10 protein-coding genes are annotated in these 13,540 nt (G+C 51.2%); 7 read left to right on the top strand and 3 right to left on the bottom strand.

The window, feature by feature from the left end; translation table 11 throughout:
* The first annotated feature begins 16 nt into the window (after positions 1–16).
* From CLR69_RS09095 to CLR69_RS09075, 5 genes are all read left to right on the top strand, one after another.
* Entirely contained in the window at positions 17–1,636 is a 1,620-nt protein-coding gene (locus CLR69_RS09095) for a S53 family peptidase (protein ID WP_129713356.1), read from the top strand.
* A gap of 294 nt (positions 1,637–1,930) precedes the next feature.
* Positions 1,931–3,355 carry a glycoside hydrolase family 1 protein gene (locus CLR69_RS09090; RefSeq protein ID WP_129713355.1) on the top strand — a complete coding sequence of 475 codons (1,425 nt, stop codon included), beginning with the start codon at positions 1,931–1,933 and terminating at the stop codon, positions 3,353–3,355.
* Positions 3,356–3,449: 94 nt separating this feature from the next.
* Positions 3,450–4,286, top strand: coding sequence for a BglG family transcription antiterminator LicT (gene licT / locus CLR69_RS09085; protein WP_129703780.1), 837 nt, complete (start codon positions 3,450–3,452; stop codon positions 4,284–4,286).
* Positions 4,287–4,510: 224 nt separating this feature from the next.
* The gene (locus tag CLR69_RS09080) at positions 4,511–5,572 is read left to right on the top strand and encodes a diguanylate cyclase (RefSeq protein ID WP_129713354.1); all 1,062 of its coding nucleotides are present in this window, start codon (positions 4,511–4,513) and stop codon (positions 5,570–5,572) included.
* Between the two features lie 141 nt (positions 5,573–5,713).
* Positions 5,714–6,166, top strand: a complete 453-nt coding sequence (locus tag CLR69_RS09075) for a hypothetical protein (RefSeq protein ID WP_129703784.1) — start codon at positions 5,714–5,716, stop codon at positions 6,164–6,166.
* Positions 6,167–6,282: 116 nt separating this feature from the next.
* Here the strand turns inward: CLR69_RS09075 and CLR69_RS09070 are convergent, their stop codons facing one another.
* From CLR69_RS09070 to CLR69_RS09060, 3 genes are all read right to left on the bottom strand, one after another.
* Positions 6,283–7,386, bottom strand: a complete 1,104-nt coding sequence (locus tag CLR69_RS09070; protein WP_129703786.1) for an ABC transporter substrate-binding protein — start codon at positions 7,384–7,386, stop codon at positions 6,283–6,285.
* Between the two features lie 332 nt (positions 7,387–7,718).
* The gene (locus CLR69_RS09065; RefSeq protein WP_129703788.1) at positions 7,719–8,024 is read right to left on the bottom strand and encodes a putative quinol monooxygenase; all 306 of its coding nucleotides are present in this window, start codon (positions 8,022–8,024) and stop codon (positions 7,719–7,721) included.
* A 47-nt stretch (positions 8,025–8,071) separates the two neighbouring features.
* Positions 8,072–8,929: a MurR/RpiR family transcriptional regulator gene (locus tag CLR69_RS09060; RefSeq protein ID WP_048259401.1), complete on the bottom strand. Its 858-nt coding sequence runs from the start codon at positions 8,927–8,929 to the stop codon at positions 8,072–8,074.
* A 345-nt stretch (positions 8,930–9,274) separates the two neighbouring features.
* Here CLR69_RS09060 and CLR69_RS09055 point away from each other — a divergent pair, with 345 nt between their 5' ends.
* The gene (locus CLR69_RS09055; protein WP_129713353.1) at positions 9,275–10,786 is read left to right on the top strand and encodes a CoA-acylating methylmalonate-semialdehyde dehydrogenase; all 1,512 of its coding nucleotides are present in this window, start codon (positions 9,275–9,277) and stop codon (positions 10,784–10,786) included.
* A 197-nt stretch (positions 10,787–10,983) separates the two neighbouring features.
* The gene (gene iolD, locus CLR69_RS09050) at positions 10,984–12,915 is read left to right on the top strand and encodes a 3D-(3,5/4)-trihydroxycyclohexane-1,2-dione acylhydrolase (decyclizing) (RefSeq protein ID WP_129713352.1); all 1,932 of its coding nucleotides are present in this window, start codon (positions 10,984–10,986) and stop codon (positions 12,913–12,915) included.
* Positions 12,916–13,540 lie beyond the last annotated feature (625 nt).

The raw sequence follows: 13,540 nt of genomic DNA, 5'->3' as shown, positions 1-13,540 counted from the left end.
AGTGGGGGAGAAGACGATGACTTACCAATTATTGAAAGGGAGTGAGCGCGGAAACATCGCTGACGCAGCGTACCGCGAGCGCTGTAATGTTAATGAAAGCGTCAGGGTCATGCTGGTACTACGTTTTACTACGCCAGATGATGAGTATTACACCGAACTGCACGATAGCATCGATCCACAATTTGGCGGCATCAACGCCAACAGGCCGCTATCGCGTGCCAGTTATGCCAAAAAATTTAGTGCAGATGATGCTGATATAGAGCATGTCCGCGCGTTTGCACGACATTATCGGCTATCTATCGAACGTGAACATCCTGCCAGCCGTACCCTCTTCTTAACGGGAACTGCGGGGCAAATGGAACAAGCATTTCGTGTGAGCTTAGCCCACTATGAGCACAAAAACGGAGCTTTTCGCGGGAGATCGGGAGGGATTTATCTGCCTGAATATCTACAGGGCGTAGTTATCGCTGTGCTCGGTTTGGATGAGCGTTTGGCGACGAACTGTTGCCTGCATATGAATACCCCATTCTCTAGTGAAACAAAGCATTCCTCGGGCTATACGCCGCTAGAGTTAGCTGAGCACTATCACTTCCCTGAAAATGATGGCGCAGGGCAGTGCATTGGCATTATTGAACTGGGGGGAGGGTATCGCTTACCGCAGTTGGAGCACTATTTTAAACGCATGGGTGTCAACCCACCGCAGATCGTTGATGTTTACGTGGGAGGTGCCAAAAATACGCCTGCTTCCCCAGACGGCGACAAAGAAGTGAACCCGATTGATATTGAAGTACAGATGGATATCGAAATCGTGGGTACGCTGGCGCCAGCAGCCAAAATTGTGGTGTATTTTGCTCCGAATACTGATGCCGGATTTTTAGAAGCGATCAATACCGCGATTCATGATGAGAAAAATGCACCGTCGGTGATTTCGATTAGCTGGGGCGGCAGCGAGTCGAAATGGACGGCACAATCATTACTGGTGTACAACCAGGCTTTCCAAACCGCCGCGGCACTAGGCATTACTGTATGCGTAGCTTCTGGCGATCGCGGTTCAAAAGACGGTGAACCGCATGGCTTACATGTCGATTTCCCGGCATCCAGCCCTTACGTTTTAGCCTGTGGTGGCACCCGCTTGCAAAAAGCGATGGAGGAAACCACCTGGCATAACAGAGACGGTAGTGCGACAGGTGGCGGAGTCAGCCAATATTTTGCCCTGCCTGGTTGGCAGTTAGGATTGTCTCTGGTTGACAAATATGGCGGCCATCATCCACTACAACACCGTGGCGTACCTGATGTTAGCGGCAATGCCGATCCCGAAACGGGTTATCTGGTTGAGGTCAACGGCCAGGAAGGTGTGGTGGGAGGAACCAGTGCCGTCGCACCGCTGTGGGCGGGATTGTTGGCTCGTATGCTTGCCTTGACCGAGTCGGCATCGCTGTTTTTCCCCCCACTACTATACCGTAATCGTAATAGCTGCAAGGATATCGTGCGGGGAAATAACGGGGCGTTTGTCGCCTCAGAAGGATGGGATGCTTGTACGGGGCTGGGGTCACCAGACGGGATGAAGTTGCTGGGGTTATTGAAGCGACTTGTCCGGCTTAATGGTGCGCGAGACCATGATGGTGGTGAACGATAGCCTGCATTTCAGCGATGACTGGTACAAGGGACGAATCATACTCAGATGAGGGAATTATCGGTGATATTCATCACAGATTGCCCGACCTTGATTTGAGTCTACCGCTGTTAGCGGATATAACCCGATAAGAAGGACGTGATCGGGCTAAGGCCTGAGCGAAACCTGATACGACGCATGTGATTCAGACATGTCCGTATCAGGTTTTTTTTTGCCTGAATTCAGCATGATTGCGTCCAACCCATAACATCAGTGATGCCTTGCTGACATTATCTCGTTAAGGAAAGGAGAAAAACTGTGAAATACCGTCATCTTAAACGTTTCCCTGAGGGGTTTTTATGGGGCGCTGCGACATCGGCTTATCAGGTTGAAGGAGCATGGAATGAAGATGGTAAGGGGCCATCGGTAATTGATGCCAGAACATCCTATCCTGAGGGCACAACGGACTTTAAAGTCGCCAGTGACCATTATCATCGCTACAAGGAAGATGTTGCACTGTTTGCCGACATTGGTTTCAAAACCTACCGTTTTTCTATTGCCTGGAGCCGCATCATTCCCGATGGCAGCGGCGAGGTAAACCCGGCAGGTATTGCGTTTTATCACCGTCTTATCGATGAACTGTTGCATTACGGCATTGAGCCGATCGTCACGATGTACCATTTTGACCTGCCGCAGGCGCTGCAAGAAAAAGGCGGTTGGTACAATCGGGAAACAGTAGAGGCGTTTGAACGCTTTGCCAACATACTGTTTGATGAATATGGTGAAAAGGTAAAGTACTGGCTGACCATCAATGAACAAAACATGATGATTTTGCACGGTTCTGCATTAGGCACGTTGGATCCTACGCTGGAAAATCCGAAGCAGAATCTTTATCAGCAGAACCACAACATGCTGGTGGCTCAGGCAAAAGCGATGAATGCGTTACATGAAAAAGTGCCTGGTGCGAAAATTGGGCCAGCCCCCAACATTGCGTTGATTTATCCGGCTTCAGCGAAGCCTGAAGATGTGATGGCGGCGTTCAACTATAACGCGATCCGCAACTGGCTTTATCTGGATATGGCGGTATACGGACGTTACAACACGGCGGCCTGGCGCTACATGGAAGAAAAGGGCTATACGCCGGAGATTCTGCCCGGCGATATGGACATTCTGGCATCGGCCAAGCCTGATTTCATCGCATTTAACTACTACACCTCGCAAACGGTTGAAGCCAGCAAAGGTGACGGTTCGGATGAGATCGCCCGCGGAGGTGACCAGCACCTGAAATCGGGTGAAGAGGGCGTACATCGTGGCGCAAGCAACCCGTGGTTGCAGAAAAATGCCTTTGGCTGGGAAATTGATCCTATTGGCTTCCGCAATACCTTGCGCGAGCTACACGATCGCTATCATTTACCGCTGATCATTACGGAAAATGGGCTAGGTGCGTTTGATACGCTGGATGAAAACGGTGAGATTCAAGACGATTACCGCATTGATTATCTACAACGCCACATTGAGCAAATTCAGCTTGCGATTACCGATGGTGTGGATGTCTTCGGCTATACGCCATGGTCGGCGCTGGATCTTATTTCTACCCATCAGGGATGTGCGAAACGCTATGGTTTTATTTACGTTAACCGTGACGAATTCGATCTGAAAGATTTGCGGCGCATCCGTAAAAAAAGCGCATACTGGTATGCTGATGTTATTAAAAACAATGGGCTAGATAGCTCAGAAGCGTAAATGATGAAAGAAGACGCCCCGGCAATACGACGTTGAGGCGTTAAACGGCAGGGAAGGCCTGCGTACCTTCTCGTCAGACAGGACGGCTGATGCGATGATCATTGAAAAAATACTGAGCAATAACGCCGTGCTGGTGCTGGCCGATGACCGACGAGAAATTGTGGCGATTGGCAAAGGTGTCGGCTTTGGCAAAAAGATCGGCGATCCTATCGATCCGCAGCGCATTGAAAGTCAGTTCGTGAAGAAAAGTGACGGTATCGCGGACGTGCTGTCACAACTGCTGGCGGATATTCCGCCGGACTGCCTGGCGGTCACGCAGCAGATTATTACTCTGGCGCAGAAAACATTGCGGCTCGATGTGCAGGACACACTATTTCTGGCCTTAAGCGACCATATCAACTTTGCTATCCAACGTCATAAGAAAGGGCAGACGATCAAGAATCTGATGCTGTGGGATATTCGTCAGTTTTATCGCGGTGAATTTGCCGTTGGATTGGAGGCGCTGGAACTGATTCGTGTACGACTGGATATCGATTTACCGGAGGATGAAGCGGGGTTTATTGCTCTCCACCTGGCGAATGCAGCGAATAACAGCGACATGCAGAGCACGATGCAGAGTGCGGGTATCATTAAAGATATTTTAACCATTCTGAAGTACGATCTTCGTGTCACTTTTGATGAACATACTCTCAATTATCAGCGTTTGATTACGCACCTGAAGTTCTTCGCTCTGCGCCTGCTAAATCGGGAAACAGTGAGCCATGGCGATGATTCCATCTATCAGGGAATTACCGAACTGATGCCACGAGCCTATTCCTGTGCGATGAAGGTATATGACTATGTGGAAAAAAATTACGGCTACCAGCTGACTACCGATGAGGTGATGTTTTTGACCATTCACATTAACCGTTTACAACCCTCCCCATCTTAATAACGTGGACGTTCATGATGGGCATGGCTGCGACAATTACGGGAGCTAAACGAAAGCAACGGGTAAGACCACCGCGCGTTAACATTCGTGTTACTCTGTTCAGCCGTTACGGTACCTGTCCGTTATGTAACAAAATAAATTAAAATACTGTTCACTGATGCTGGCACGTTTTCAGCCATAATGTTTTTTCTCGCTATTCTTTAGTGAACCGCATGGGGGTCGTTATGTCAGCCTCGCCGCCGACGTTTTTAACGGTAGATGTACGTCGCTCAGGGCTACGCTTTTCCCAGCGGGTCTATATTCCACGTATTGTCGGTACGATACTGTGCTGTCTCTTCATTTCTTCGGTGTTGATTGTCAAACCCGTGCCGATTTTGATGTGGGGATTTCTCTTTCTTAACGCCTTTGTCTGGCCACACATTGCTTACATGCTTTCTCTACGCTCGCGCGATCCGATGCGGTGCGAGAAACGTAATTTATTGATTGATGTGGTATTTGGTGGCATCTGGATAGGCTTCATGGGGGGGAATCTTCTGCCCAGCGCACTGATTGTCGCGATGGTTGGGATGAACGGTACGGCGGGTGGTGGAATCAAGCTGTTTGTTCAGGGAATCGTATTACAGTGTGTTGCCTGCATGCTGGTTATTGCGCTGTTTGCTGTACCTATTTCGCTGGATACCACGCCGATTCAGCTTTATGCCTGCCTGCCGATGTTGCTGGTCTACCCGATTTCTTTGGGTTATGTCACTTATACCACCGCGCTGAAGCTGGCGGAGCACAAGCGTATGCTGATGGAAGTCAGTATTCATGACGGCATGACCAGCCTCTATAACCGTCACCACTGGGAACGCCTGCTCAAGCATGAATATGAGATTTGCCAGCGCTATAAGCGTACTGCGACGTTAGTCCTGTTCGATATCGACCATTTTAAAGCCTTTAACGATAACTTTGGGCATAACGTCGGCGATCAGGCGATATTGTTGCTGGCGCGTGAGCTGACGTCAGGTTTTCGGGAGACGGATGTGATCGGGCGATTCGGTGGCGATGAATTTGCCGTTATTTTACCGCAGACCAGCGCGGGGGATGCTCTGGATGCCGTAAACCGTATTCGAGAGAGTTTATCACTGAAGTTTCTGAACCAGACGCCGCAGCTGGCGGTTTTTGTGAGTGTAGGCATTGCGGAAATTTCTCCAGATATGGGCCAATATATTGACTGGCTAAAAGCGGCGGATATGGCGCTTTATCGGGCGAAAAATAAAGGTCGCCGTCGAACCGAAGTGGCTTGAATACGCAATCAGCCTTATATTCGGGTGTTGTAATACCATCAGGATTCTGTTTTCTATTCATTAATAGGGGTCAGGATCGTCTGTATCGAAAGAAGGCGTATTTTTTACAGGGCACCGGGTGCCGCAAACAGGGACTGAATCATGACTATGCTACGTACTACATTTGGTGGATTATTTATTCTGCTGATTTGCCTCTTCTCATTTGCCCGTGTGGCTGCGGCGGAAACGCCACGTCCACCCATTGCGACGCTGGTCAAAGCCTATGAAGGTACGGAAGGGGTACAGGTCTGGACGCTACGAATTGGTGAGCCAGCAGATTCTACGGCGCTGGTACAAATTACGGGTATCGACCATGAGTGGAATACCAAAATCCAAAAAATGAACGTTGAGAAGCAAGCCAGTGGCACACGTTATTGGCTACAGGTTGATCATAAAAAGTTCGTGGTGCTGATTATGAACGAGGGATATGGCGAACTCTACTTACCTGGTGAGGCGCAGCCTGTTCGCATTGGTTACAGCAAATCGCTGTCTGGACAGGGTAACCCGGAACACTTTTTGACGGATTATTTACAGCAGTCTTCCACCAGTCAATGAGTGTTGAATGCTGAATACCGAAAGTGACAAATAAGCCCTTATCGCTTTGTTGGCGATAAGGGCTTTTTCTAAAGCCGAGTCAGATGCTTTAGAAGTACATCAAGGGGCGTAAATCTTTAGTGTGGCAATGCTTCTTTTGGATGCAGCCCTAAGTTACCCGGAGACGGTTCGCCTTTCACTTCACCGAGATACAGACCGATCTGAGCGCGGAATGATTCGACCGCAGCACGATCGCTCATGAAGTCGGCAAAGGCCTGCGGACTGGTATTCTTATATTCCCAGATAGGTTTGTAGCCAGCTGGCGGCGCAACGTCAGTACGAACTGACCACATATACCAGACATTGCTCTGGGTCTCTTTATCCAGCAACCAACTCAGATACAGTTTGGCGCTTTCCGGGTGCTGAGCCTGCTTGAAAATAGCCGCACGCTGTGCCCAAGAGACAAACGGATCGTTCTTCGGCAGGACAAAACGGGAGTTGGCGTTTTGATCGGGAGCTAGCGCGCCGTCGGTTGAGAATGTCGCCGCTGATTTACCGCTTTCAACATCGTCTGCGGGAGCCTGTGTGCCACGTACATAAACCGGGTTCTGTTCTTTGAATTTAGCGACATACTCCCAGCCGTATTTATCAACAACCTGTTTAAACCAGAACAGCACGGCATCGTCGTCATTCGGGTAGGTTAAGACAATGCTGCCTTTCAGATCGGGACGCAGATAATCATTGGCTTCTGTTGGCCAGGCATTTTCAGCAATTAGCTTAGTATTCACCACGTTGCTGAATGCATCGACAAACACGCCAGTCCAGGCACCGTCTTTATCTTTAAACGCAGGGTACACTTTATCCCAGCCGATCGGTTTGTAGTTCAGCAACACGCCTTCTTTCTTCCAGCGTGGGTAATCCTGCAGGGTTTGTAGCTGTACCACATCCGGCACTAGCGTCTTGGTTGCCAGTTGGTTATCAATACGTGCATCGTGGAATTTACTGTAGTCCACAATGACGTTGAGCTTCATACCTGGAAAGCGTTTTTCAAACGCCTGTTTGATGCCATCTTGCTGGCCCGGAGTGTCACCGCCGGCGTAGACAGTCACAATGCCACCTTCCCGTAACGCATTTTGATAAAGCTCGTTAATCGGGCGCTTGTCGGCCTCTACTGCCGCATAGCTGGTCGCTGCCGTCGCCATCAGCGCCGTAAATGCGACCACCTGTTTTATGTTAAACATCGATTCCTCCTGAATGAGAGCCGTATCTACCGACACACTATTTACCCTTGATGGTGTTGACCTGGATAAGAATACATAGGCAGATTCATTAAAATGATTATCAAATTATTTAATTTGTTTGATATTCATTATCCTGCTGAGTTAACAGTTAACTTGCCTGTTGTCAGAAGATTTTCGTATGTTATCTGGTTGTGAATAATGTTAAACAGGAAAAAATTGAGATTTTAATTCAAAAAAAATGAATTAAAAATTGATGCAAAAGAAAGCAGAATAACGGGAATTATGACGATATGTAGGCCGCTTAGCGACCTAACACCTAAACTAGCATAGCTTCAAACGCTGGGAGTGCCACCGTCAAACGGATCCATCAGCAGGAACGTACACTCGGCCCGCTGGTGGCTATTTATCATGGGGACCAGGCGTTGGAAGTGTTCGGTCTGGCAATGAATGTCCAGTGCGGCTCTATCCGGCCAGGTTTCGATAAAGGTGAAGTGCCCTGGATCTTTCTGATTGATAAAAAGTGCGTAGGAAATGCACAGCGGTTCCTGCCGCGTTTTCTCTACTAATTCGCGGTACAGCGGCATAACGATCTCAATGCTCTCTGGCTTAATAAAATCCTGAGCGATGACTTGAAGCATAAAACGAGTCTCCCCATATATTAATCCTGCTCAGTAAATAGTTCCGGCTAGCCGCGCTGCTGTTTTTCGCTCTGTTCTGCGCCGTTTCCCTGTCGGTAGGCTAGCGAGACCATCAACGATTGCACCAGACACAGCGTGGCAGACTGTGAACGGAACGCATCAACCTGCGCTTCCTTTACCACAAAGCAGACATCGCTGAGCGTTGCCAGCGGGCTGATCTGGCTGTCGGTAATCACAATTTGGCGCGCTCCGGCTTTTGCTGCCATTTCGCTGACCATCACGGTTTCCTGTGAATAGGGCGAAAAGCTGATGGAGACCACCACATCGCGCGAGTTAACGCGGCTGAGCTGTTCGCGAAACATGCCTCCCAGACCGTTGACCAGAATCGCACTGCTTTCCAGGTGGCTGAGTGCATAGGTGAGGTAAGTCGCGACGCTGAAAGAGCGCCGTAATCCCACGATATAGATCGTGTCTGCCTGCGCCAGCAGATCGACCGCTTTTTGCAGATCCTCTTGCGGAGTGCGTGCAGCCAGTTGTTGCATCGCCTGTGCGTTTGAACGCGCAAACTCATGCAGAATATCTAATGGTGTTTCTGGCACTGCGTCAGCTTCCATCGCTCGAAACAGCCGTGCCCGATCGGTATAGCTGGCCGTTTCCTCCACCAGATTCATACGGAATAGCTGTTTCATTTCGTTGAAACCGCTGAAATCAAAGGCGTTGGCGAAGCGGATCAACGTTGAGGGGGGAACATCCGCGCGTTCGGCGATCACCGCAACGGTATCAAACGCGATGCTGTTGGTATTATCCAGCACATAGTGCGCGACCTGCTGTAACCGCTTGCTGAGCGAATCATAACGCTCGCGGATCTGTTCCTGTAACTCTCTCAGGCTGGTTGCCATGGGCATATCGGGTCATCTCCCAAAGACGTGTAAGACTCACATATCACAATTCTGCCCAGTTCCCGTCCTATCTGTGATGATTGGTGTCTGAAACGGAACAGAAAATTCATTTCTGGATACGGCTGTTTTATCTGTACGACATTTCCAGCGGCAACCCTTTTATCGATAAAGCTATTTTTAGACGCTGCTTGCCTGTCTTTGTGGACAGCTGATTTCAAGTTTACATAAAAATTCGCAGCGGATCACAATAATCAACATTTATTTTATTTTTCCATTAAATGGAATATTCATTTCATATACTGTAATCCGATGTCAGCCGTTTGTCTCCTCAAAACCCACAAAGGTGTAAACATGGAAACCGTATCTAACTTCATTCAGGGGGCGATTGCCTCCAGCAACAGCCAGCGCTATGCGGCGGTGTATAACCCGGCGACGGGCGAGCAAATTCGCCAGGTTGTGATGTCTGACAAGACAGAAGTAGAGCAGGCCATTGCCAGCGCGGCGGCGGCATTCCCTGCGTGGTCGAAGCATTCTCCGCTACGCCGTGCACGCGTCCTGTTTCGCTTCAAGGCGTTGCTGGAAGAACGAATGGATACGCTGGCTCGGCTGATTTCACAGGAGCATGGAAAGGTTTATTCCGATGCTGTGGGGGAAGTGACGCGCGGTCTGGAAGTCGTTGAGTTTGCCTGTGGCATTCCACATCTACAAAAGGGCGAGCACTCGGCGAATGTTGGCACGGGGGTGGATAGCCATTCGCTTATGCAGCCGCTCGGCGTATGCGTCGGAATTACGCCGTTTAACTTCCCGGCGATGGTGCCCATGTGGATGTTCCCGATTGCACTGGCGACGGGCAATACCTTTGTACTTAAGCCGTCGGAGAAAGATCCGTCGCTCTCGCTGCTGTTGGCGCAGCTGTTGAAAGAAGCAGGTCTGCCGGATGGCGTATTTAACGTAGTTCAGGGGGACAAGGAGGCCGTGGATGTGTTGTTGACCGATCCGCGCGTGCAGGCGGTGAGCTTTGTGGGATCGACGCCGGTGGCAGAATACATTTATCAGACTGCGTCGGCGTATGGTAAACGCTGTCAGGCGCTGGGTGGGGCAAAGAACCACTGCATCCTGATGCCGGATGCAGACATGGATATGGCCACCAGCGCGATTATGGGCGCGGCGTTTGGCGCGGCGGGCGAGCGTTGTATGGCGTTGTCGGTGGTGGTCGCGGTGGGGGATGACACGGCAGAAGCACTGCACCAGCGTCTGAGTGCGCAGATAAAAGCGATGCGTGTCGGACCGGGTCTGGTAGACGGGCAGGAAAATGAGATGGGGCCGGTAATCAGTGCGCCGCATCGTGCGAAAATTGCCGACTATATTCAAAGTGGCGTCGATCAGGGCGCGACGCTGCGTATCGATGGCCGCACGCTGTCCGTACAGGGACATCCCCAAGGCTATTTCATCGGGCCGACGTTGTTCGATAACGTCACGCCTGAAATGAAAATCTATCAGGAAGAAATTTTTGGTCCGGTGCTATCCGTCGTGCGTGTGCCGGATTACCAGACGGCGGTAACGTTGATTAACAATCATGAATACGGCAACGGCACGGCTATTTTTACCCGTGATGGCGAAACGGCGCGCCAATTCTGTGAAGAGGTGCAGGCAGGTATGGTCGGCGTGAACGTACCGATCCCAGTGCCGATGGCGTTCCACAGCTTCGGCGGCTGGAAGCGCTCTATTTTTGGGCCACTCAATGTCCACGGCAACGACGGCGTGCGCTTCTACACGCGGATGAAAACCGTCACCAGCCGCTGGCCAGCCAGCGTCCGTCTGGAACACCATACCAGCAGCTTCATCATGCCCACGCTGGAGTGAGGCGCGTAAGTGTTTCGTGCTGCGTTTGTAACGATAACAAGTGCTGAAAATGTGCTGTATCAATAATGTGTAGTTTTAGGGGGAACACGGGGATGAGGTTCCCGCAGGGACGCCTCGCCCCGTGGTATACCCGTGTATCTCGATATTGCAGTAGGGATCAGTCGTTTTAATCCTCCCTTACGTGAAGGAGTAGCTCAATGGATACGTGTCGCATCACCATGGCGCAGGCGCTGGTCAGGTTTCTCAACCAGCAATACATCAGCGTAGACGGTGAGGAATCCCCTTTTGTGCAGGGCGTCATGACCATTTTTGGTCACGGTAATGTGTTGGGCATCGGCCAGGCGCTGGAGCAGGAGGCAAACCGTCTCACCGTGCATCAGGGGTGCAACGAACAGGGAATGGCGCATATCGCCGTCGGGTTTGCCAAACAGCACAAGCGGCGGAAAATCTATGCGGTGACCTCATCTGTGGGGCCGGGGGCGGCGAATATGGTGACCGCTGCGGCCACCGCCACCGCCAACCGTATCCCAGTACTGCTACTGCCCGGCGATCTCTTTGCCTGCCGCCAGCCGGATCCGGTCTTGCAGCAGGTCGAGCAATACCACGATCTATCGATCAGCACCAATGACTGTTTCAAACCGCTTTCCCGCTATTGGGATCGTATTAATCGCCCTGAACAGCTGATGAGTGCGCTGATTAACGCCATGCGCGTATTGACCGATCCGGCGGATACTGGCGCGGTAACGCTGTGCTTACCGCAGGATGTGCAGGCAGAAGTCTGGGATTATCCGGCATCGTTTTTCCGCAAACGCGTCCATCACCTCGAACGTCGTCCGCCGGATGCAGCACGGCTGAGTGAAGCGGCGGCGCTGATTGCGAGAAAACGTCGTCCAATGCTGATTTGCGGCGGCGGCGTGCGTTATTCCGGCGCACATGACGCACTGGCACAATTTGCTGAGCAATTTGCGATTCCGTTTGGCGAAACCCAGGCGGGCAAAGGTGCCATTGTTTCATCGCATCCGCTGAACTGTGGCGGTATTGGCGTTACGGGCGGGTTGGCGGCCAATCGGCTGGCGCAAGAGGCCGATTTGATTATCGGTGTCGGAACGCGTTTAACCGATTTTACTACGGGTTCCAAGTCGCTGTTTCAAAACCCGGATGTCGAGTTTTTACTGCTCAACGTTGCCGAGTTTGATGCGCTAAAACTGGATGCGTTACCGTTGATCGCCGATGCCCGTGTCGGGCTGGAAGCGCTGAGCGAACGGCTGGCGACGGCGTCGTATCGTAGCGGCTGGCAGCAGGCTGTTAAACAGGCTCGTGAGGAGTGGGAGCGTGAACTACAACGGCTCTTTACCGTACAGGATAAAGGGGAACTGGTGCCTGAAGTGGTGGATGGTCTGGAAGACAAACTGGACGAATACCGTCAGACGTTGAATACCCATCTGACGCAAACGCGCGTACTGGGCATACTGAATGATGAGCTGGAGGATAACGCGATTGTGGTGGGGGCGGCGGGCTCGTTGCCGGGCGATCTACAGCGTGTGTGGCAGGTGAAAACGCCGGACAGCTATCATCTGGAATATGGCTACTCCTGCATGGGATACGAGATTGCGGCGTCCATTGGCGCACGTCTTGCTGCACCGCAGCAGCCTGTCTACGCGATGGTTGGCGACGGGTCTTACTTGATGCTCCACACCGAACTGCAAACAGCGGTACAGGAGGGCATTAAAATCACCGTGCTGCTGTTCGATAACGCAGGTTTTGGTTGTATTAACAATCTGCAAATGAGTCAGGGAATGGGGAGTTTCTGCACGGAAAACCGCTATCGTGATGCTGAGTCGGGGCAACTGCGCGGCGCGCTCATTCCGGTGGATTTCGCCAAGAACGCCGAAAGTTACGGCTGCAAAGCGTGGCGGGTGCACGATGAAGCCTCGCTCAGGCAGGCGCTGGTGGAATCTCGCCAGCAAGCAGGGCCGGTGCTGCTCGATATCAAGGTGCTGCCGAAGACCATGACGCACGGCTATGAATCCTGGTGGCGTACTGGCACGGCGCAGGTTGCCGATAACCCAGAGATTGAATCTGCTGCCAATGACGTGAAAGCCGCGCTCTCCCGCGCACGGCAATATTAGGTGAATTTCCCTGCGTTACTGTCTCTTTGTCACATTTTTTATGAAGACTAAGAGACGGTTTCGTGCGCGATAGTGCCGCCATTTTCATGCTACCCCGTAGCACGCGCCCGACAAGGGACGGCTCAAACGCCGCTCGCCCCTTGACCCCTGGCTTTACGGCTAAATTATGCCGCTGACGCTGTGCCTTCGTCGGTATCAGGCTCAACGGACCGCTTGCGACACGTTCCCTACGTGGCGCAAGCTTTCGCCGCGTCCTGCGGCTCATCCTAAGCCTGCTATCTCCTCTGCATAATTTTTTACGCCGTATAAGGGCAAAACCCTTGATGACTCCCGTAGTTGTATTTTTGAGAGGGTTAAATGCAGTAGGATGCAATGAATTGAAATATCCATTTCATTTTCAAACCGTGGTTTCATTTTCCTTCCTGCTGTACGCCTGCACCTGATCGCTCCCCGATAGTCATGTATATCCCCATAAACGTTCTCACGCGATGTGTGATTGGGGTTGCAGAAAACAGCGAAGATGTCATGAAAATGTTAACTGGCGCGCAAAAACATAATTTTCAATTTATACAAAACTGAAATAAATGTTTTATTTTAGCTATCAGGATTTGCGGTAAAAAGTGGG

This window comes from Pectobacterium zantedeschiae (assembly GCF_004137795.1).
Taxonomy (GTDB): domain Bacteria; phylum Pseudomonadota; class Gammaproteobacteria; order Enterobacterales; family Enterobacteriaceae; genus Pectobacterium; species Pectobacterium zantedeschiae.
The sequence above is the reverse complement of the archived record's forward strand: the minus strand, read 5'-3'. Positions and strand labels throughout refer to the sequence as shown.

Bases quoted from the DNA above. Each gene is read 5' to 3' on its own strand.
- CLR69_RS09095 (WP_129713356.1), top strand. From the start codon at position 17: ATGACTTACCAATTATTGAAAGGGAGTGAGCGCGGAAACATCGCTGAC.
- licT (WP_129703780.1), top strand. From the start codon at position 3,450: ATGATCATTGAAAAAATACTGAGCAATAACGCCGTGCTGGTGCTGGCC.
- CLR69_RS09080 (WP_129713354.1), top strand. From the start codon at position 4,511: ATGTCAGCCTCGCCGCCGACGTTTTTAACGGTAGATGTACGTCGCTCA.
- CLR69_RS09075 (WP_129703784.1), top strand. From the start codon at position 5,714: ATGACTATGCTACGTACTACATTTGGTGGATTATTTATTCTGCTGATT.
- CLR69_RS09070 (WP_129703786.1), bottom strand. From the start codon at position 7,386: ATGTTTAACATAAAACAGGTGGTCGCATTTACGGCGCTGATGGCGACG.
- CLR69_RS09065 (WP_129703788.1), bottom strand. From the start codon at position 8,024: ATGCTTCAAGTCATCGCTCAGGATTTTATTAAGCCAGAGAGCATTGAG.
- CLR69_RS09060 (WP_048259401.1), bottom strand. From the start codon at position 8,929: ATGCCCATGGCAACCAGCCTGAGAGAGTTACAGGAACAGATCCGCGAG.
- CLR69_RS09055 (WP_129713353.1), top strand. From the start codon at position 9,275: ATGGAAACCGTATCTAACTTCATTCAGGGGGCGATTGCCTCCAGCAAC.
- iolD (WP_129713352.1), top strand. From the start codon at position 10,984: ATGGATACGTGTCGCATCACCATGGCGCAGGCGCTGGTCAGGTTTCTC.